Source organism: Lewinella sp. W8 (assembly GCF_004375085.3).
In the GTDB taxonomy this organism is placed as follows: domain Bacteria; phylum Bacteroidota; class Bacteroidia; order Chitinophagales; family Saprospiraceae; genus Neolewinella.
In genome coordinates, this window is sequence record NZ_SNAQ03000008.1 from 129,829 (window position 1) to 148,380 (window position 18,552).

19 protein-coding genes are annotated in these 18,552 nt (G+C 57.2%); 9 read left to right on the top strand and 10 right to left on the bottom strand.

What is annotated here, in order from left to right:
• Positions 1 to 41 precede the first annotated feature (41 nt).
• The gene (locus tag E1J53_RS10870; protein ID WP_173021444.1) at positions 42 to 1,124 is read right to left on the bottom strand and encodes an ABC transporter substrate-binding protein; all 1,083 of its coding nucleotides are present in this window, start codon (positions 1,122 to 1,124) and stop codon (positions 42 to 44) included.
• 192 nt (positions 1,125 to 1,316) lie between these two features.
• Here E1J53_RS10870 and E1J53_RS10875 point away from each other — a divergent pair, with 192 nt between their 5' ends.
• Together E1J53_RS10875 and E1J53_RS10880 are read left to right on the top strand one after the other, a co-directional pair.
• Complete coding sequence (locus tag E1J53_RS10875) at positions 1,317 to 1,883, top strand: DUF6580 family putative transport protein (RefSeq protein ID WP_134270544.1); 567 nt, start codon at positions 1,317 to 1,319, stop codon at positions 1,881 to 1,883.
• Between the two features lie 57 nt (positions 1,884 to 1,940).
• Positions 1,941 to 2,726, top strand: coding sequence for a DUF481 domain-containing protein (locus E1J53_RS10880; protein ID WP_134270545.1), 786 nt, complete (start codon positions 1,941 to 1,943; stop codon positions 2,724 to 2,726).
• A gap of 330 nt (positions 2,727 to 3,056) precedes the next feature.
• Here the strand turns inward: E1J53_RS10880 and E1J53_RS10885 are convergent, their stop codons facing one another.
• Together E1J53_RS10885 and E1J53_RS10890 are read right to left on the bottom strand one after the other, a co-directional pair.
• Positions 3,057 to 3,296, bottom strand: a complete 240-nt coding sequence (locus E1J53_RS10885) for a hypothetical protein (RefSeq protein ID WP_134270546.1) — start codon at positions 3,294 to 3,296, stop codon at positions 3,057 to 3,059.
• Between the two features lie 10 nt (positions 3,297 to 3,306).
• A complete protein-coding gene (locus E1J53_RS10890) occupies positions 3,307 to 4,137 on the bottom strand; it encodes a type 1 glutamine amidotransferase (protein ID WP_253931453.1) in 831 nt (276 codons plus the stop codon).
• Positions 4,138 to 4,294: 157 nt separating this feature from the next.
• Between E1J53_RS10890 and E1J53_RS10895 the strand changes: the two genes are divergently transcribed.
• A complete protein-coding gene (locus tag E1J53_RS10895) occupies positions 4,295 to 4,849 on the top strand; it encodes a Dps family protein (RefSeq protein ID WP_134270547.1) in 555 nt (184 codons plus the stop codon).
• A 97-nt stretch (positions 4,850 to 4,946) separates the two neighbouring features.
• Here the strand turns inward: E1J53_RS10895 and E1J53_RS10900 are convergent, their stop codons facing one another.
• Positions 4,947 to 6,116 (bottom strand): FAD-binding oxidoreductase, encoded by a 1,170-nt coding sequence (locus E1J53_RS10900; protein WP_134270548.1) that lies wholly within the window; start codon positions 6,114 to 6,116, stop codon positions 4,947 to 4,949.
• 88 nt (positions 6,117 to 6,204) lie between these two features.
• Between E1J53_RS10900 and E1J53_RS24665 the strand changes: the two genes are divergently transcribed.
• The 3 genes from E1J53_RS24665 to E1J53_RS10915 are packed head-to-tail and all read left to right on the top strand — an operon-like array spanning position 6,205 to position 9,296.
• Positions 6,205 to 7,002 (top strand): AraC family transcriptional regulator, encoded by a 798-nt coding sequence (locus E1J53_RS24665; protein ID WP_173021445.1) that lies wholly within the window; start codon positions 6,205 to 6,207, stop codon positions 7,000 to 7,002.
• 46 nt (positions 7,003 to 7,048) lie between these two features.
• The gene (locus E1J53_RS10910; RefSeq protein WP_134270550.1) at positions 7,049 to 8,359 is read left to right on the top strand and encodes a DUF885 domain-containing protein; all 1,311 of its coding nucleotides are present in this window, start codon (positions 7,049 to 7,051) and stop codon (positions 8,357 to 8,359) included.
• A 13-nt stretch (positions 8,360 to 8,372) separates the two neighbouring features.
• Positions 8,373 to 9,296 carry an alpha/beta hydrolase gene (locus tag E1J53_RS10915; protein WP_134270551.1) on the top strand — a complete coding sequence of 308 codons (924 nt, stop codon included), beginning with the start codon at positions 8,373 to 8,375 and terminating at the stop codon, positions 9,294 to 9,296.
• Here the strand turns inward: E1J53_RS10915 and E1J53_RS10920 are convergent.
• The 5 genes from E1J53_RS10920 to hemL form a co-directional block, all read right to left on the bottom strand.
• Positions 9,293 to 10,459 carry an O-succinylhomoserine sulfhydrylase gene (locus E1J53_RS10920; RefSeq protein ID WP_134270552.1) on the bottom strand — a complete coding sequence of 389 codons (1,167 nt, stop codon included), beginning with the start codon at positions 10,457 to 10,459 and terminating at the stop codon, positions 9,293 to 9,295. The two genes, E1J53_RS10915 and E1J53_RS10920, sit on opposite strands and share 4 nt — an antisense overlap.
• Before the next feature lie 92 nt (positions 10,460 to 10,551).
• Complete coding sequence (locus tag E1J53_RS10925) at positions 10,552 to 10,935, bottom strand: hypothetical protein (RefSeq protein ID WP_134270553.1); 384 nt, start codon at positions 10,933 to 10,935, stop codon at positions 10,552 to 10,554.
• Positions 10,936 to 11,630: 695 nt separating this feature from the next.
• A complete protein-coding gene (locus E1J53_RS10930; RefSeq protein ID WP_134270554.1) occupies positions 11,631 to 12,224 on the bottom strand; it encodes a hypothetical protein in 594 nt (197 codons plus the stop codon).
• 36 nt (positions 12,225 to 12,260) lie between these two features.
• The gene (locus tag E1J53_RS10935) at positions 12,261 to 12,701 is read right to left on the bottom strand and encodes an OmpA family protein (RefSeq protein WP_134270555.1); all 441 of its coding nucleotides are present in this window, start codon (positions 12,699 to 12,701) and stop codon (positions 12,261 to 12,263) included.
• Between the two features lie 69 nt (positions 12,702 to 12,770).
• Positions 12,771 to 14,078: a glutamate-1-semialdehyde 2,1-aminomutase gene (hemL, locus tag E1J53_RS10940; RefSeq protein ID WP_134270556.1), complete on the bottom strand. Its 1,308-nt coding sequence runs from the start codon at positions 14,076 to 14,078 to the stop codon at positions 12,771 to 12,773.
• 162 nt (positions 14,079 to 14,240) lie between these two features.
• Here hemL and E1J53_RS10945 point away from each other — a divergent pair, with 162 nt between their 5' ends.
• The 3 genes from E1J53_RS10945 to E1J53_RS10955 all read left to right on the top strand — a co-directional run bounded on the left by E1J53_RS10945 (position 14,241) and on the right by E1J53_RS10955 (position 16,620).
• Positions 14,241 to 14,630, top strand: coding sequence for a VOC family protein (locus tag E1J53_RS10945; protein WP_134270557.1), 390 nt, complete (start codon positions 14,241 to 14,243; stop codon positions 14,628 to 14,630).
• Positions 14,631 to 14,794: 164 nt separating this feature from the next.
• Entirely contained in the window at positions 14,795 to 16,090 is a 1,296-nt protein-coding gene (locus E1J53_RS10950; protein ID WP_134270558.1) for an ATP-binding protein, read from the top strand.
• 119 nt (positions 16,091 to 16,209) lie between these two features.
• A complete protein-coding gene (locus E1J53_RS10955) occupies positions 16,210 to 16,620 on the top strand; it encodes a response regulator (RefSeq protein ID WP_173021446.1) in 411 nt (136 codons plus the stop codon).
• A 209-nt stretch (positions 16,621 to 16,829) separates the two neighbouring features.
• Here E1J53_RS10955 and ettA read toward each other — a convergent pair whose 3' ends face one another.
• Positions 16,830 to 18,512 carry an energy-dependent translational throttle protein EttA gene (gene ettA / locus E1J53_RS10960; RefSeq protein WP_134270560.1) on the bottom strand — a complete coding sequence of 561 codons (1,683 nt, stop codon included), beginning with the start codon at positions 18,510 to 18,512 and terminating at the stop codon, positions 16,830 to 16,832.
• Between the last annotated feature and the right edge of the window lie 40 nt (positions 18,513 to 18,552).

Sequence of the window (18,552 nt, forward strand, 5' to 3'; positions counted from 1 at the left end):
AAGAAGCCGGGCCTAGTGAGCAGAAATTTGCTGCTGGTGGGCTACTGAGCTCCCTCCGCCTGGCTGCCGGCAATCTGATTAATGATCTGCCAGGCGGTAGGAATATGCTCCTCGGTCCGCTCGGCGGAGAAGGCCAGCCCAATCCGGTCGGGAATACCGTAGAGGTACTCGTTGGCCTCCGAGAAGGTCTCGCAGGGGAATTCGAACCAGGCATTGGACATGACCTGCTGGTTGGCCGGTTCGTACAGGAAGTTGATGAAGGTCATGGCCATGTTCCGGTTGGGAGCATTGGCGGTCATCGTCACGCAGGTCATGTTGAAGAAGTTGACGCCCCCGGATTCCGTTTGGGGAAACCGTACCCGCCAGGCACCCGCGGCTTCGTAGTGCACCGGGTTCCCGTTGAGGAACCAACGCACGGCGTTGCCGGAGCTGACGAAGGCAATGTCCAACTCACCGGCCAGAAGCCGCTCCATCTGATCATAATCCGATCCTCCGGGAAAACCGGCGGAACGCTCATACATTACCTTGGCCCACAGGGACGCCGCATCCGGATTCACCGCGGAATAGAGCGAGGAAACGATTCCCGCGAATCCGGAACTGTCCGGGTGGGCCATCCCGAGCCGGATGCCCCGCAGGGGAAGGGAGGCGATCCCCCGGTAGGACCCCGCCTCCTCGAAAGTGACGGCGTTGGGGTTATACACGGCAGACATGGTCCAGCGGGTCAGGCCCGCGTAGTAGCCTTCGTTGTCCAGGTACCGGTCGGCCACGTCTCCGTTCGTGAATTTATCCACGAAGAAGGGTTGCAGGGCACCAAACCCCTTCAGGCGGGCGGCATCTTCGATGGAGGGAACGATCACCACGTCGGCGTTCAGGGGTTGACCACTGGCGACCGCCGCCACGATTTCGGCCATGGGCTTTACGGTAACGGCCACTTTGGTCCGGTAGCGCTGCTCAAATTTCCGGACGATGTCCGCATCCTGCGCCAGGTGCCGCCAGGTCAACAACCGCAGGGCAGGCGGACGATTGTCCGCCTGAGCATCGCTGGAGGCACTTCCGGAGGAATCGCCACAGGCAAAAATGAATAGTATGAGGCCGGCAAAAAGCAGCCAGGTGATCTTTTTCATGCTTCGGTATATCTTCATTTGGTGACACAAAGCTAATCGGTTGGCAGGATTTTTGGGCCGTGAGGATTAGCGGGCGCTGCGCAGCTGACCATCTTCGGTCGTGGAAGTCCCGAAAAGGACAAGCATTTGACGCGAAAGGAAAATCAGGACGCGGCAGATCAACTATATTTGTGGCGAATTACTTTTGCCCGTATGTTTCCATCCACCACCAAACAACATCTTCCCCTTCTCCTGGCCCTCATCGTCGTGGCCGCCATGAGCCGCTTGCTCCCCCACCCGCCCAACTTCGTACCCGTGGGGGCCATGGCCCTGTTTGGAGCGGCTAGTCTGCCCCGGAAATGGATGGTTTTCCTCGTTCCCTTCGTGGCCTTTTACCTGAGCGACCTCGTACTGAACAACCTGCTCTACGCCCAGTATTATGAAGGTTTTTACTGGGGCCTGAGCCTCTGGGTATACGGAGGGATCGCGGCCATGATTTTACTGGGCATGGGCCTGCTGCGTAACCATCGCTTCAGTTGGCTCCGCATCGGAGGGACGGCGATTGGCGCCACGCTCATTTTCTTTCTGGTCACCAACTTCGGGGTCTGGGCCGGAGACCTGATGTACCCCAAGACGCCCGCCGGCCTGCTGGCGGCCTTTGCCGCCGGTCTTCCCTTCCTACTCAACAGCCTGCTGGCCAACCTCCTCTTCAGTGGTGTGCTCTTCGGTGCCGCCCGCTGGGTGGAAAGCCGGAATACGGTGGCTCCCGTGCGGGAGTAGTGCCCGCCACTTTTCGGCCGGTGACTTATCTTCGGGCCTTTAGCCCATAGTCATCCCATGTACGTCTTCTCCCCGCCCAGCCGACTTCCGGTGTGCCTTACCCTGCTTTTCACCCTTATTTTTTGCACCTGCGCTTGCGCCCAAATTGTCAACATTGAAGACAAGCGGCGGGGCTACGATACGACCGGATGGTACGGACAGCTGGACCTTGGCGGGAGCCTGAACAAAAACACCAACCTGGTTTTCACCCTGAACGGAGCCCTACGGCTGGACCGACACGGTGAACGGGGCCACATCCTGCTCCTGAGCGATTACCGTTTGGTCCAGGTCAGTGGCCGTAATGCCCTGAACGCGGGCTTTGGGCACCTGCGGTATGGCTATGACCTGTCGGAAAGCTGGCGGCTCGAAGCCTTCGGGCAGCTTCAGTATAACGAACAAATTCGCCTGGCGCTAAGGGCCCTCACGGGGTTCGGCGTCCGCCGTCGGTTGTACGAACGAGACAAGAGCCGGGCCTACTTCGGCATCCTGTACATGTTCGAGTACGATGAGCTGGCGGACCAAATACTGTTCTACCGGGACCATCGCCTCAGCACCTACCTGACCTTCCGGTTTCCCATCGGTGAAACCATCGTAATCGCCAACACCACCTACTACCAACCCCGATTACCGGAGTTCAATCTCCCCCGCATTTCTTCGGTGAGTTCCCTCGTGGTTCGCTTTTCCAAAAAGCTGAGCTTCAACACCAAATACACCATGACGCAGGACAGTCGGCTCAGCCGGGACCTTCCCGAAGTACCGGCCACCATTTACACCTGGACGAACGGGCTCCGCCTGACTTTTTGACCCTGCTTCGGGAAGCCAATCGGGTAATTACGATCAGTCTACCTTGGGCGGCGAGCGCTTGTGCGCCTGGCCCCTGGGAGTTCCGTGAATTAATCATTTGGCAATCAAACCCTTGAATTATCTAGTAGCGGCAGGAAATTTCCTGCCGCTACCGTTTGCCCCACTGAACTGCCGCGATTCCACAGGAATCGCTAATAAATCTTCACGGAACAGCCTACGACTAACCTATCCCCTGGGCAACGGCCCCGAGTTCCGTTTAGCTCGTCGGGACCGTTGATTTTTAAGAAAATGCAACGGGGTGCAGGTGCCAAACCGGAACCAGGGTGCCAGCTATCTCCGATCCTCCTGACGCTTTTGCCAGCGCCGGGCGGCCTGAGCACTTCGCCATTGTTTGCGGGCGAGGAAGAAGAGGAAAATCCCCGGAAATCCCGGTGCCAGCGAGGCCAGTTTTGTGTTCGGATTGCCCATCATGAGCAAGTAGGCCGTGTAGGCCAGATAGCCCAGAAACAGGGCCGCGAAAAGCCCCATCACCGCCGTGTACACCAATTGTCTCTGGTAGGAAGCTGCCAAGGGATAGGGATTACTCGTCCTCTAACGACAAAGCCTCTGCTTCCGGCCGCAGGGCCGCCACGGCCCGCTTCAGGAAGCCGGGAAGGACCGCATCGTGCGTCCGGGGAATTTTGTTGTCGTCGGTCAGGTCAGCCATCATGCTCAGCCACTTCTCGCGGCCGTGCTCGGCGATGACCTCCTGCTTGATGTCCGGACGGCTGAAGTGCGTCAACATACCGTCGGGGTCGGCCTCGGGGTGGAACTGTACCCCGACAATTTCCGGAGACCACCGAATGGCCATCACCGCCCGTTCCAGGTCTACGTGGGGGCGAATTTTTTCCAGCGCCAGGATTTCGGCTCCGATTTCGGCCAGCTGGTCGTCATCGGGCTGGGTTACCTGAAAGCGGCGGAAGTCCGCCGCAAAGAAGGGGGCGTCCAGGTTCTGGAAGATGGGGTCAACCTTGCCGGCCTCCGTGGGGTGAACGGGAAAAGTGCCGAAACTGATGCTCCGGCGTGGACCAACCTCCGCCAGTTTGAAATGCGCGGTAGCCATCTGAAAGCTGTGGCAAATAAAGAAGACGTATTTCTTGGTCTCCGAAGTCTGGTTGTGGGTGTAGACGCCGTCTAGCCACTTTCCCCAGTCCTGGTACCAGTCTCCGTCTTTTTCCATCGGATCGCCGGGGCCACCGGAGCTGATGTAGATGTCATAGCTGAGGTCCGGAACCTGTCCTTCCGCCCGCACATCGTAAATGTCGTAGTCGATTTGATCGGCAAATTCTTCGATGATTTGGCGAATACAGCGCATCCCCTGATTCGGGATGCCGTTGTACAAATCCAACACGGCCAAACGTAAACGGCTCATATTCAGGGGGATTTTCGGAGGTCTCAACTGTGATTATGACGCTAAACGACGACAAGGTAACGATGTTTAGAAAAATTCACCCCAATCTGGACGAAAACCGAACACGGGAGGTATGAAATGCGGTTACAAGGATAAATTCAAAAAATTAACCAACCCAATGAAGAAGATCCGCGATCACAAAGAATACGAAGGAAACCCAGTAGGACTCGACGACAAGGCCTGTGAGGTCATGCGCAAGCATCTCGACCGTCACCTGGCTTCCCTCTGGATCCAGTACTTCCAATACCACAAGCACCACTGGCTGGTGGAAGGCCCCCAGTTCCGGGACCTGCACCTGTTCCTGGAAAATAATTACACCGAAATCCACGCCCAGGCCGACGCCGTAGCCGAGCGTATTACGCTGCTTGGCTTCGACCCCACCACGCGGATGGAAAACTACGTGAAGCTGGCCTACATCGAGCAGGAGCCCGAAGGCGTCTTCCGCATTCGTGACGGCATCAAAGCCGACATGGAAAATGAAAAGGCCATGGCCGTTGAGTTCCGTAAGTCAATTAAGGTGGCTCTGGAACACGGTGATTTCGGCACCAAATCCATGCTGGAGGAGTTTCTCTTCAAAATTGAAGACCGCGCCCACCACTGTGAACACTTCCTTGGTGAAGACAGCCTTTCGGTAGGCTTCCTCCATACGGAAAAGGAAGCTCGGAATAATTAAGAGCATTAGGTCAGGGAATCTCCCTGATGCAGGAAGAATTTAGCTTGAAAGATTGATTCACTGTTCTGACCTACAAACACTTAGTAATAACTCTATGCTACCCCATATCCCTGGGGTAGCTTTTTTTTTGCAGCGTATCCACGGCTCGCTGGGCCAGGGCGGCACTCAGGGCCACCCCCATACCGGCCAGTCGGCCGGCCACGAGGATGCGCTCGTGGGTAAATTGCACGATCGGCGTCTTGGCCGACCCCTGGGCCAGAATACCGCTCCAGCGCACCGGGAAGTCTGCTGACGTCAAGTGCAGATCGGGGAGCCACGCATTGAGCTTGGTCAGCAGATAATCCACCACCGCTTCGTTGGGTCCAAACTGGTCCGTCTCGGAAGTCGCTCCGGCCAGGTGTCTGCCCCCACCGATCAGGATGCGGTCCATACCGACGTTACGGAAATAGACGTAGCCCTCGTGGAAATGGTAGCACCCCCGCAGGGGTTGTACCGGCAGCGGCTGGGAAATCATCACCTGGTTGCGGACCGGCCGGATGTGCTCACCAAAAACTTCGGGGAGCAGTCGGGCGGTAAAGGCATTGACGGTCACGAGGACGCGCTCCGTCCGAAATGCTCCCATCGCAGCGGTCTGTACGTAGGCAGCTCCGTCATCTGCGTGAACTTCGGTTACCTCGCAGCCGAACAAACAGCGGACCCCAGCCCGCTGCACACTATCCAGTAAGCGCTCCACCAGTTTCCCCGGGTGTAACTGGGCTTCAAAATGATTGACGTAGAGGCTGGTTTCCCGGGCGAAGCCCGTGTTGTCGTTGGGGATCGGTAGCCAGGTTGCCTCCACTCCCGTAATGGGGGCAAGGGCAGCGTTCAGATCATGGATGCGTGCCCGGACTTCTTCGGCCGCCCCACCGGGCTCCAGGACTTCAAAGCCCCCGTGATTCTCCCAGTCGATCCGCTGGCCGCTAAAATTATCCTCCAGAGCGCGTATCCCCGCAAACCGGGCGGCCACCGTTTCCAGCATGCTTTCCCGTCCGTGGGCGTCCCAGTCTGCCAGTAACTCCGTTGGGCTCCCGAAACAGGAAAAGCCGGCGTTCCTGGTGCTGGCTCCCAGGGGTAGCGAGGATCGTTCGACCACCAGGACATCACAATCCGGCTCCCGCCGTTTCAGTTCAAGTGCTGCCTGAAGGCCGGTTAATCCGGCACCAACGATGATTACGTCAGCGGGACGAAGAAAACTGGTTTGTTCCCAGTATGAAGTGGCGTAAGGCATGTCGGATGCAGGTTTCGGTTGGTCGAAAAGTAGGGACGGCCGGACCAAGGTAAGCCGCAGAGTGTACTCGAAAGGATACCTTTATGGAGTGTTTCAAGTTGCCGTACAGTATCGGGGCCTTCGGGGCACCGTGAAGCGTTCACGGGCCCGCACGGACAGCACCTTTCGGGGTCATACCGAAGGGTGGGCAATGAAGTTCGTGTACACCGGTCAGGAAATCTACCAGGTCGGCAACGAAGTGCTTACGGTAAACGCCGGGGAATTTCTGCTCCTTCCCGCCGACCTAACCTACCGTGCCAACAGCCGTCAACCACGGGGGGTGATTACCTCGGGGATGTGCATCGACCTGAAGGATACCGCCCTGCCAAAACTGCCGTCTCCGCTGTTACATCAACGGGTGTTCCGGATGGAGGACGCCCAATTACGTCCGACCCTCGCCGATGACTCCCTGAACCCTCGGGACGTTCTGACGGTCTGCGAGCAGCAACTCCTGACTTTTGCCGGGCACCTCGACCAAATGGATCAACGCCTCCAAAAGTCCTCCAAAAAGGGAAGCACCCGGGCCCAGCTCATTGACAAACTGCTCCTGGCCAGGTTCTACCTCCGGCAACATTACCGGGAGCCTTTCTCCCTACAAACGCTCTCCCGCGTGGCGGGCATCTCGGCCTTTCACCTCAGTCGTTCTTTCCGGCAGGCCTTCGACGAGACGCCCCTGACCATGATTCACCGGTTGCGGATGGAGGAAGGCGTGGCCCTCCTCCGACGGGAGGACACCTCCCTGACCGAAATCGCCCATCACCTCGGTTACGGTGACCTTGCCAGTTTCTCCAAGAAGTTTTCCCGACACTACGGGCATCCACCCTCCGCCCGGCGCGGGCGTAATTAGCAATATCTGACAAGCCCCTCCTGGACCCTTCCGGTATTTTTGCTCCATGAAACGCAGGAACCCCGGCCTGATTACGGTACTGTTTTGCTGGTTACTCGCCCTTCCGTTGCTGAGCGTTTATCCGCTATTGCCACCGGAATCCTTTGCCGACTTCGTCAACGACTTCACCCGGGAATATGAGAGTCTGGACTTCCCCGGCTATTCAATCGCCTACGCGGATAACTTTGCCCGCCTTCCCGGCCCAGACCAACTTGAACGGGGAGCCTCCTTTTCCGCCTCCTTCCGAAAACGGCTGGCCGAATACCCCACCAGTTCCCTGACGCCGGAACAGCGAATTGATTACCAACTGATCGAATACGAACTAAACCTGCTGGATCAATACCTCCAGTTAGCCACCTCCTGGCGGGCCGCCGACGCCAGCATCGAGCCGGATGTAGGGCTTTCCAAAAACTATCTCGGAACGGCCTGGTACCGCTATTACCTGAAGCGATGGATCGACCAAAGCGTCGAACCGGAGCAATTAATGGCGTTCGGCCACGAGCAGGTGGCACGGGCCCACGCTGGTCAGGCCCGCATTCAGGAGGCTTCGGGACTGGACAGTATCGCCTTTCGCGAGTACCTGGACGCCCCCGTTTTCTTTTATCAAGACCAGAAGAGTGTTCACCGGGCCTGCGTCAAACTGCACGAGCGGTTGGCCAAAACCCTGGACGAATATTTCCCCCGCCTGGCGGAAATCCCGCCGCTCACGATTGCCGCCGGCACCGATCCGCGGCTGGCCCGGGTACCGGGCTTTTATCGGGACAACACCTTTTTTTACAACTACTTTGACCGCCCCTTCAACAAGCGTCAGATCGGGTGGCTTTACGTCCACGAAGGACTGCCCGGCCACCACTACGAGAGAAATTATGCCCGACAGTTTTCGCGGCCCACGCAGGTCTCCAGCCTCTTTAACTATTCCGCCTACACCGAGGGCTGGGGAGCCTACGTGGAGGAGATCGGCGGGGAGTACGGGGCCTACCCCACCCCCTACGATCAGTACGGTAAATGGGAATGGGACCTCATCCGCTCGCTGAGGGTGGTGATGGACGTGGGCCTGAATTACTACGACTGGTCCGACGAAAAAGCCCTCGCCTACTGGCGGGAACACCTCAGCGGTCTGGACGACATCGGTCAGCGAGAAATCGACCGGATGCGCCGCTGGCCGGCTCAGGTGATCACCTATAAGTATGGCGCCGACCGACTGTTACAATTCCTCCGTGAAGCCAAAGCACAGCCGGATTTCAACTGGAAAAATTTCCACGAACGGGTTTTAGCCTACGGCCCCCTACCCCTCACCATTTTAGCCGAACAACTCTAAAAATATTGACATCATGCAGCATCCAAGCCTCCATTCCTTAGCCCGATTGATGATTCTTCTGCTGGCCCTTGGGGCCAGCGCCATGTCCGCCCAGTCCACCGACACGGTCGGCTACCGGGAATTCCGCGACCTGGCCTACCTGGAGGGAGGAGACAGTCTTCAGATGCTTAACCTGTTGGTCCCCGAGACCGACAAAAAGCCCCCCTTGCTTTTGTGGTTGGGGGGAGGAGCCTGGGCCTTCGTGAACCGCAACGTGGAAATGCCCCTGGCCCGAAAGATCGCCCGGGAGGGTATCGCCGTAGCCAGTGTGGGGCACCGACTGAGTACCGGCACCTGGGTAGAACCCGAGCGCACCGAGGGGGTCCAACATCCCGCTCATGCACAAGACGCAGCGGCGGCCTTCCACTGGCTGAAGGAGCACGCCGAAGCGTACGGATACGACGCCAACAACATCTATATCGGCGGCTATTCCTGCGGCGCCCATCTGGCGGCGATCCTGGGGTCAGACGCCCGCTTCCTGGAGGCGCATGGCTATGCCCTCAGTGACATCCGCGGACTGCTGCCCATTGCCGGGGCCTACGACATTCCGGCCTACCATAAAGTATTCGCCGAAAACGAAAATCCCGACAACCGCCGCCTGGCTGAGCTTCACGTAGAAGCCGTGTTTGGCCCCACCGAAGCCCAGTGGAAGGACGCGTCCCCCACGGAATACATCGAGCATTTGGCGGCTCCGATGCTGCTGATGTCCGAGATCGGGCTCTACAACTACACCAAAATCTACGAGGAGGCGATCCGGGAGTCCAGCTACCGGGACGTGACGGTTCACCACGTCCTTGACCTGAACCACGGTGGGTTATGGCGGGACATGTCACAGAATCAGCGGAGTCACCACCGGATGGCCATGGTCAATTTCATCCGGGCGAAGGCCGTCAACTAAAGCCCCCGCAGCAAGTCCTTTTTAATGTCTTCCACGGCCTCCAGCCCCACGCTCATCCGAACTAGGCCGTCGGAAATACCCACGTTGGCCCGTTCGGCGGGACTGAGCTTGCTGTGCGTGGTCGTGGCCGGATGGGTGAGGATGGTGCGGGTATCCCCCAGGTTACTGGACCGGGAACACATTTCCAGGCTATTCAGTAATTGCCTGGCAGCCTGCGCTCCGTCGGCTAATTCAAAGGTTACGATGCCCCCACCCGCCTTCATCTGCTTCCGGGCAAGCGCATACTGCGGGTGGCTCTCCAGAAAAGGATAGTGCACTTTCGTCACGCTGGGTTGAGTCCCGAGCCATTCGGCCAGGTGCAGGGCCGAGGCGCAGTGGGCGTCCATGCGAATCCGCAGGGTTTCCAGGCTCTTGGTGAGCACCCAGGCGTTGAAGGGAGACATGGCCGGACCGGTATGTCGGCAAAAAAAGATAACCTTTTCCATCACGGCCTTCGTGCCGAGGAGAAGTCCACCGAGTACCCTACCCTGCCCGTCCATCCATTTGGTGGCGGAGTGGGTCACCAGATCCGCCCCGTAATCTGCGGGACGTTGCAGGTAGGGGGTCGCGAAGCAATTGTCCACGACGAACAGCAGTCCGTGTTCCCGGCAAAAGGCTCCGGCCCCGGCCAGGTCCACGAGTTGCAGCCCGGGGTTACTCGGGGTCTCGGTGACGAACAACCTGGTTTCCGGGCGCACGGCGGCCGCCCAGTCGTCCTGCTTATCCGGCTCTACGTAGGTACAGCTCACCCCCCAACGGGGAAGAATCTCGGTGAGCAGCTGGTGCGTACTGCCGAAAACCGCCCGGGTGGCGATGATGTGATCTCCCTGCTGCACCAGCGCCGCGAGGCTGGCGAAGACGGCGGCCATACCGGAGGCGGTGGCAAAGCCGGCTTCCATCCCCTCCAGCGCACAGGCCTTGGCGATCAGCTCGTCAACCGTGGGGTTATTGTAGCGGGAATAGATGATCCCGGATTCCTCCCCGGCGAAGGTAGCCGCCATGGACTCCGCACTCTCGAAGGTAAAACTACTGGTGAGAAACAGCGGCGTGCTGTGCTCCCGATACTGCGTCCGGGGAGTCTGCTCCCGGATCGCCTGGGTTTCCTTGCGATTATCTTGTTCCATGCCGGTGGTTTTGGGCTGGCAAAGGTACTTCTATCCTTTCCTTTCCCCACCCTTTGGGCGGTTTTTCCACCGGCTGAAAAATGGTCGCTATTCTACTGCTTTCGCACCGCGGTGGTGCGGTATTCCCCCATGGTTACTCCCACGAGGTTATCGGCCGTTTCCGCTCCGGTGAGGTCAATGTCAACGTCGACGTCATAGGAAGAGAAATAAAAAACGGCCAGCAAACCGTCCTCCGTTTTCCGGACGGTGCTGAGGGGAAGGGTCTGCCCGTCGGTCGTCCAGGTGCCGGACAGGCCCTCCGCCGTGGAAACGATCTTGAGGTCGCCCTTCACGTCACCGAGGGGCGTGCCGGCCACCGATACCGTCCAGGTGCCGGCAAAGGACTTGGCGGGCGCCTCAGCGGCCGCGGGAACCTTGGCGGCGGTGGAACAGCCGGCGAAAAAACAAAGGGCCAGAGCAATGATCAGAATGCGCATGCGTGATTTTTTCCGTAAGATAAATCACCGGGAAAATCGTCGCAAGTAGCGCCAGAAAGTTGTTCTGGGCGAGGGACCGCAGGTGCGGTGGAACCGGCTAAAAGCAGTGCCCATCGGACTGGACGTTTTGAAGAAAATATCCCTTACGCCTCCACATCAGGTAAAGGTTCTTCCGTAGCGACGGCTTCAGCTGTTGAAAAAACCCTTTCGCCGGATAAATCCGGCGCTACCGCAATCATTTGGTATTTATCCACTACACCGCGACACCTCATATGTTAACATCAGGATTAGTAAAGGTGGTTTAGCTGACTTGTCGGCCGAGTGGGGTCAAATATGGCACTGAATCCACTATTCCGACCAGGGTAACCCCGAGGTGGTCGGAAGTCTGCAGACCGAAGGCGTAGCCAAGGGAAGCGACGTCCGAACACTTTAGGCTCACCAATCCTCTCTTCAATTTCCTGGCGTGGCCTTTCCCGCAAGGTCACTCAACCACCATCAATTCTTTTTGCTCCTAAGAGTCGGTGTGGTCGCCTTTCGGGGGAAAGGCGACACCCGATACTTTGCCCCGGTCATCAACACCTCTATTGTATTTTTTGAAGATCGGAATTTCGCCGGATAAATCCGGCGCTACCGCAATCATTTGGTGTTTATCTACTACACCGCGACACCTCTTAGCAGCTCGCTACGCTCGACGGTTAGGAGGAGCGCTGCTTGACTCCATCATTTCTCATTGCCAAATTATCCTTCCATGATCTATTGGTTCTAACTAATCCAAAAACAATAGATATTAGTCCACCAATTGTCCCTCCCCAAATTGAACCCGCCACCCAGGCATAGCTAATTCTAGGGATAATTGCACTAGGCGCTCCATAAACTATTTTATCATACTCTCCTGACATAATAATGGAAAGTAGAATGGATAGTCCACCTCCGATTGCCCAACATGCATAGATAAACAGCGTAATTTTTTGCAATTGTTCTTTGGCGAAACTCCAGCTTACGTTCATTCGAGTAATTCTAGCAAAGCCAATACTAAAAATTCCACCAAAAATGAATCCATAAATAAGCCCCTCAAAAATGCCCTGCAAAATTGCTGCTTTCCAGACCCCGTCAAAATCCCAGCCCATTATCTGCCGGAAATACTCTTCGCTGACTATTCCATTAATTAGGTTCGTAGTCGCCCCAATAAATGCTCCGATCCCAACTAAAGAAATTATGAGCACAAAGAAACTTAGAGACTGCTTCTCGATCTCAATTAAATCAGAATCAAGCGTATTATTCCCTTTCATTTGCCCTGGTTAGTCATAGTGATAACACGTGACACCTCAAAACAACACCCGCTTCAAAATCACGTCCACCCGTCGGTTGTTGAGCTTTCCGTTCCAGGTGGCGTTATCGAAACTGGGGGCATCTTCCCCCAGGGGGACCATATCGATGATCTCCGGCGGGATGGGATACTGGTGCAGGAGGTCGATCACCGCCCGGGCCCGGAACTCCGAAAGCCGCAAATTATAGGCCCGGTTGCCGATGTCGTCGGTGTGGCCCTGCACCTCAATTTCGTAGCCTTCCAGGGCGGGAATCTCGTCCAAAAACTCCCGTAACCGCTGCGCCTGTACGCCGTCGATGTAATAACTACCGCCGCCAAAGAAGATACTGATCATGCGGTCCTCGTCGGTGGGCGAACTCGTGGACGTTTGCGCGGACAGCGACACGGCAAAACCCAGACAGAGGGAAAACAACAGTACCGATCGTTGCGGGAAAGACATGGGCGGGCTTTCCCGAAGAACGTAATATTTTCTATTTCAGTTGTTTAACCCGAAAAAATTACGCTTTGTCTACCCGAAAGCGACGTCCAGCGCGGCACAAATTTTGGTAACGGCCTCCTCCAGGTCCGCCTCCGTGTGGGCGCTGGACACGAAGCCCACCTCGTACCCACTAGGACCGAGATAAACGCCTTCCTGTAACAGCTCGTGGTGGACGACTTTGAAATAGTGCATGCTCTCCGGATCAATCTGATCGGCCCGGGTGATGCGGTCCTTACCGAAGGCGAGCCAGAAGATGGACCCGATGCGGGGCACGTGCATGGGGTACCCCCGTTCGTTGGCGTGGGCTTCGATGGCCCGGGCCATCCGCTCGGTTTTTTCCGCCTGCCGTTCGTAGAATCCCGGTGCCAGGCATTGTTCCAGGGCCGCCTTACCGGCGGCCATTGCTACGGGGTTGGCACTCAGGGTACCGGCCTGATACACGGGACCCACCGGCGCGATGTGGTCCATGATTTCGGCACTCGCTGCGTACGCCCCCACCGGGAATCCTCCTCCGATGACTTTACCGAAGGTGATGATGTCCGGCTGAACGTCGTAGTAACCGGCCGCTCCGGCAAAGCCCACCCGGAACCCGGAGATTACCTCGTCGAAGATCAGCAGCACATTGTGCTTCCAGGCCTTTATGCGCAGACACTGCAGCCAGCTGGGATCCTGAATCAGCAGGCCGTTGTTGGCCGGCACGGGCTCCACAATGATGCAGGCAATTTCGTTGGCGTGTTCGCTCAGCGTGGCCTCCAGCAAGTCCCGGTCATTAAGGGGGAGGACAATCGTATCCCGGGCAACCTCTTCCGGGACGCCAGCCGAAGAGCTGGTTCCGAAGGTCGCCAGTCCCGAGCCCGCCTTGACCAGCAAGCTGTCTACGTGACCGTGGTAACAGCCGTCAAACTTGATGATCTTGGAGCGCCCCGTCACGCCCCGGGCCAGCCGCAGGGCCGACATGACGGCTTCGGTCCCGGAACTCACGAAGCGAATACGCTCCACGTAGGGGTGATTATCCAGGATAAGTTTTCCCAGTTGATTTCCGAGCCGGTTAGGCGTTCCGAAGCTGGTGCCCTTCGCCACCGTCTTCATCACCTCCTCCCGGATGTGGTCGTTATCGTGGCCGTGAATGAGCGGCCCCCACGAGCAACAAAAATCCAGGTAGGTATTTCCGTCCTCGTCGGTCATCCGACTCCCCTTTCCTTCACGGATGAAGAGCGGCGGACCGCTGACGCTGCGAAAGGCACGCACCGGGGAGTTCACCCCTCCGGGAAAATAGGTTTTGGCTTCCTCAAACAGTTCGGCGGAAGTTTCGCGGGGAATACGTTGCTCGAAATTCATGTTGCAATGTTACAGCAACATTCTCGAATGCAGTTCCCCTTTCAGTAAAAGCTATGCCATAGTTGGGTAAACTCCGGGGAACTCCCCGTCCGGCAACTGCACCGGCGAAGCCGGCTATTCCGCTTCGCTTCACGGCTCTTGCCCCCACCGTACCTTTAGGCCATGGACCTGAATCAAGTCACCCTACCCTCCCGCGATCTCAACCTGAGCATTCCCTTCTACCTTGATCTGGGGTTAAGGCTGATTGTGCGGGCCCTGCCCCACTACGCCCGCTTTGAATGCCCCCGGGGCACCGCCACCTTTTCCCTGCACCAGGTGGAAAATGCGCCCGAATTGAGCGCAGGTGTCATGGTGTACTTCGAGACCCGGGAACTCGATCAGGAGGTGGCCCGACTACGGCAATTAGGCCACAAATTTGACCTCCTCCCCACGGATCAACCGTGGCGGTGGCGGGAAGCCAGACTCCGGGATCCCGACGGCAATCTGATCGTCCTGTTTTGGGCGGGAGAGGACCGAAAAAACCCACCCTGGCGACTGCGGGAAGAAGCGTAAGGCCCACCGAAAACCGAGATAAACGTCATACGCGGACGATTTATTTTGCCACTCCCGTCAATAATTCTGCCTTTCCATCATCCATTCTGGAGATTCTTGCCGGGGGCACGAGTATTCGTTACATTCGTAGTACTACTCTCTATAGCGACTTACTTGAAATTGAAATGACGACCTCTCAACCCGGCAGGGATGATTCCCCGTTGGTGGCCAGCCTGAAAAGGCAATTGGCCGTTAGCGAAGCCGAAGTAAACCTACACCTGGCGGAAGTCCGCCGATTTAACTTCATTGTTTCTGAGATAACTGAAGCAGCTGAGGCGGGCATCTTTGTCCGGCAAAACGTGGCTGGTGACTACATGTACATCTCCGAGCAATTGGCCGATATCCTCGGGTACGGCGACATCGGCATGCCGCCCTCCTACCGGCAGTTCCTGGAACAGATTCACCCCGACGATCTCACCGTTGCCCTCGACCGGGCCGAAGATCGTCTGGAAAATCAGCCAGAACCGCACGATGCTCCCGAAACGACAGAAAACCCGGCAGCCCGGTCCGTAACGGACCTGCCCAGCCGGGAAGACATGCCCCTCAACATCTTCCCCACTACTCCGGGGGCTCACCTGGAATTCCGCTACCTTAACCAGGCGGGGGAATACCGTTGGTTTCGGGCCAGCGCCAAGCGCTATCAACCCGAGGCCGGCCCCGAGCAAATCATCGGGATGATCATGGACATCAACGACGTCAAACTCCTCGAGGAGCAGCGGCGTCAGGTCAATGAGGAGTTGAAGTCTTTTATGTACAGTGTAGCCCACGACCTGCGGGCCCCGGTACGCCACATCGCCAGCTTCGCCGAAATCATCCGGGAGGAAGCCGACGCCAGCGCGGAAGACCGGGAAGTGTACCTAGATTACGTCGAACAATCCGCCGCCAAGCTGAGCATGATGATCGATGGTCTGCTCTTGCTGAGCCGTAACCAGCGCTACGTCCCCGAAATGTCGGAGGTTAACGTGGAGGCCATGCTGGACAAGCTGATCGACGGTACCCGCCAGACCGAGCAACAGGCTCCAGAACTGGTCATCGAGCGCGACGACTTCCCCGCCATTTACACCGACGCCACGCTCATTGAACAGGTACTACAGAACCTCCTGTCCAACGCCATCAAGTACTCCAGTACCCGTCAGCGGGCGGTCATCAAAATCAATTACTACCTCCAGGAGGCCCAGCACATCATCAGCTTCTCGGACAATGGTATTGGCTTCGACCCTCTCTACGCCGACAAGCTCTTTAAGCTGTTCAGCCGACTCTACGTGGAAGACGACATTCCGGGCACCGGGGTGGGACTGGCTTCCGTTCACCGGATCATGCGCAACCTGGGCGGCTCCATCGAAGCCGACGGAAAACTGGGTAAGGGCGCCACCTTCACCATCCGGCTTCCGGTAAATGTTGGGGCAACTTCAGCGTTCTGACGCAATTTCCTTAACTTGCAGCTGTTATAATCCCATCCCTTGCGGGAAGGACAAATCCGATGTGCCCTACCTCAGGCATCCCGGTATTGTGTTTCTCAACCGATTTACAGAAAGCTGCGATGAAATCCCACCGCGTCCTATTGATTGAGGACGATGCCCTCGAGGCCGCCCTTGCCACGCGCACCCTGCGTCAAATCGACAAGTCGATTGAGGTTATCCGTTTGCGCGACGGAGCACATTTCCTGGATTTTTACGAGAAAAATCGCCCCGTACGCGGCATCAGTCTGGCCATTATGGACCTCCATATGCCCAGAATTGACGGCTTCGGTGTCCTGAAGGGAATCAGTACCCGGGGAGAGCGTGCCCCCTTTCCCATTGTGATGTTCTCCTCCTCCGAAGATCAGGAAGAAATTGACGAGGCCTACTCCCTCGGCGCCACGGCCTACGTCCATAAGCCAACCATCCCCGCCAAGTACCGGGCCGCCATGGAACACATCATCAACTTTTGGCTGAAGACCAATCGGAGGTAGTAGTATTGTACGGTATTGGGTAGCAGGTAGTGCAGGCGGCAGGTAGTTGTGCTTCAGGCTGTTAGTATTGTAGTCGTTAGGTGCCAGACAAGCGCACCCAGCAAGGATTCTTTCCTCCACTTATCTACTACCCGCTAACAGACTAAAATACTAACAGACTAACAGACTAACAGACTAACAGACGAAAATACCAATAAACCACTCCTCCCCTACCGGTTAATCACGTTCTTAAACCGTGGTCGCTTCGGAGTAACGTCGCCCAGTCGTTCGCGCTTAGCGGCTTCGTACTGACTGTAGTTCCCCTCGAAGAACTGAATCTGTCCCTCGTCTTCGAAACTGAGGATGTGGGTGGCCAGGCGGTCAATGAACCAGCGGTCGTGGCTGATCACCAGCACACATCCAGCAAAGCTGTCGAGCGCATCTTCCAGCGCCCGGAGGGTATTGACGTCAATGTCGTTAGTGGGTTCGTCCAGGAGCAGGACGTTGCCTCCCTCCCGCAGGGTCATGGCCAGTTGCAGGCGGTTGCGTTCCCCGCCGGAAAGCATACCCACTTTCTTTTGCTGATCGGCACCGGCAAAGTTGAACCGACTCAGGTAGGCCCGGGCGTTCACCTGGGTGCTGCCCACTTCAATGAAGTCGTGTCCCCGGGATACCACGTCGTAAATGGTCTTATCCTTTTCCTGCAGTTCCCGGTGGCTCTGGTCCACGTAACTGATCTGGACGGTATCTCCGATCTTGATGTCTCCCTTGTCGGGCTCCTGCTCTCCGACCAGCATCCGGAAGAAAGTTGACTTTCCGACACCATTCGGTCCAAGAATACCCACAATGGCGTTTTTCGGGATGGTAAAGGTGGCATCCTCGAACAACAGCCGATCGCCAAACCCTTTCGTTAGGTCTTTGACTTCAATGACGGAATCACCCAGCCGTGGACCGGGGGGAATGTAAATTTCGAGGTTCTTCTCCCGTTCTTTCCCCTCTTCTCCGGCCAGTTTGTCGTAGGCGTTCAGACGCGCCTTACCCTTGCTTTGCTTAGCCTTGGGGGCCATCCGAATCCACTCCAGCTCCCGCTTGAGGGTCTTCTGTCGTTTGCTTTCCTGCTTTTCTTCCTGCGCCAGGCGCTGGGCTTTCTGGTCCAGCCAGCTCGAGTAGTTCCCCTCCCAGGGAATGCCCTCGCCGCGATCGAGTTCCAGAATCCAACCCGCCACGTTATCCAGGAAGTAGCGGTCGTGGGTCACGGCGATGACCGTACCGGGGAAGCTCTGCAGGTATTGCTCCAGCCAGTGGACGGACTCGGCGTCCAGGTGGTTGGTCGGCTCGTCCAGGAGGAGAACATCCGGGTTGCTCAGCAGCAGCCGCGCCAGGGCTACCCGGCGGCGCTCCCCGCCGGACAGCAGTTCCACCTTGGCGTCATCGGGTGGACAACGCAGGGCCTCCAGGGCCGTATTGATGCGGTTTTCCAGCTCCCAGGCGTTGCGGTTTTCCAGCTCCTCCATCAGGACGCCCTGCCGCTCGATGAGCTTCGTCATTTCGTCGTCGCTCATCGGCTCGGCAAACTTGAGGTTCACCTCGTCGTATTCCTTCATCAGGTCTACCGTCTCCTGCACGCCTTCCTCGGCAATTTCCCGCACGGTTTTACCTTCCGCCAGCTGTGGCTCCTGTTCCAGGTAGCCGATTTTGTAATCGCCGTCAAAAACCACGTGCCCCTCAAAGTTCTTGTCTACTCCCGCAATGATCTTGAGCAGGGTCGACTTACCGGAGCCGTTGAGCCCCAGTACCCCAATTTTGGCGCCGTAATAAAAACTCAGCCAAATGTTGTTGAGGACCTTTTTGTTGGCACCGGGGAAAGTCTTGGAGACACGCTCCATCGAAAAGATGATCTTATGATCAGCCATACTGGGTGTTGCTTAATGGATAATGGTGATAATAGGAAAA

Excerpts from the sequence above, each read along its gene's own strand:
- E1J53_RS10915 (WP_134270551.1), top strand. The coding sequence starts at position 8,373 with ATGCAGCATCCAAGCCTCCATTCCTTAGCCCGATTGATGATTCTTCTG.
- E1J53_RS10870 (WP_173021444.1), bottom strand. The coding sequence starts at position 1,124 with ATGAAAAAGATCACCTGGCTGCTTTTTGCCGGCCTCATACTATTCATT.
- E1J53_RS10955 (WP_173021446.1), top strand. The coding sequence starts at position 16,210 with ATGAAATCCCACCGCGTCCTATTGATTGAGGACGATGCCCTCGAGGCC.
- E1J53_RS10930 (WP_134270554.1), bottom strand. The coding sequence starts at position 12,224 with ATGAAAGGGAATAATACGCTTGATTCTGATTTAATTGAGATCGAGAAG.
- E1J53_RS10925 (WP_134270553.1), bottom strand. The coding sequence starts at position 10,935 with ATGCGCATTCTGATCATTGCTCTGGCCCTTTGTTTTTTCGCCGGCTGT.
- E1J53_RS10880 (WP_134270545.1), top strand. The coding sequence starts at position 1,941 with ATGTACGTCTTCTCCCCGCCCAGCCGACTTCCGGTGTGCCTTACCCTG.
- E1J53_RS10945 (WP_134270557.1), top strand. The coding sequence starts at position 14,241 with ATGGACCTGAATCAAGTCACCCTACCCTCCCGCGATCTCAACCTGAGC.
- E1J53_RS10895 (WP_134270547.1), top strand. The coding sequence starts at position 4,295 with ATGAAGAAGATCCGCGATCACAAAGAATACGAAGGAAACCCAGTAGGA.
- ettA (WP_134270560.1), bottom strand. The coding sequence starts at position 18,512 with ATGGCTGATCATAAGATCATCTTTTCGATGGAGCGTGTCTCCAAGACT.
- E1J53_RS10900 (WP_134270548.1), bottom strand. The coding sequence starts at position 6,116 with ATGCCTTACGCCACTTCATACTGGGAACAAACCAGTTTTCTTCGTCCC.
- hemL (WP_134270556.1), bottom strand. The coding sequence starts at position 14,078 with ATGAATTTCGAGCAACGTATTCCCCGCGAAACTTCCGCCGAACTGTTT.
- E1J53_RS10910 (WP_134270550.1), top strand. The coding sequence starts at position 7,049 with ATGAAACGCAGGAACCCCGGCCTGATTACGGTACTGTTTTGCTGGTTA.
- E1J53_RS10875 (WP_134270544.1), top strand. The coding sequence starts at position 1,317 with ATGTTTCCATCCACCACCAAACAACATCTTCCCCTTCTCCTGGCCCTC.
- E1J53_RS10890 (WP_253931453.1), bottom strand. The coding sequence starts at position 4,137 with ATGAGCCGTTTACGTTTGGCCGTGTTGGATTTGTACAACGGCATCCCG.
- E1J53_RS10920 (WP_134270552.1), bottom strand. The coding sequence starts at position 10,459 with ATGGAACAAGATAATCGCAAGGAAACCCAGGCGATCCGGGAGCAGACT.
- E1J53_RS10935 (WP_134270555.1), bottom strand. The coding sequence starts at position 12,701 with ATGTCTTTCCCGCAACGATCGGTACTGTTGTTTTCCCTCTGTCTGGGT.
- E1J53_RS10950 (WP_134270558.1), top strand. The coding sequence starts at position 14,795 with ATGACGACCTCTCAACCCGGCAGGGATGATTCCCCGTTGGTGGCCAGC.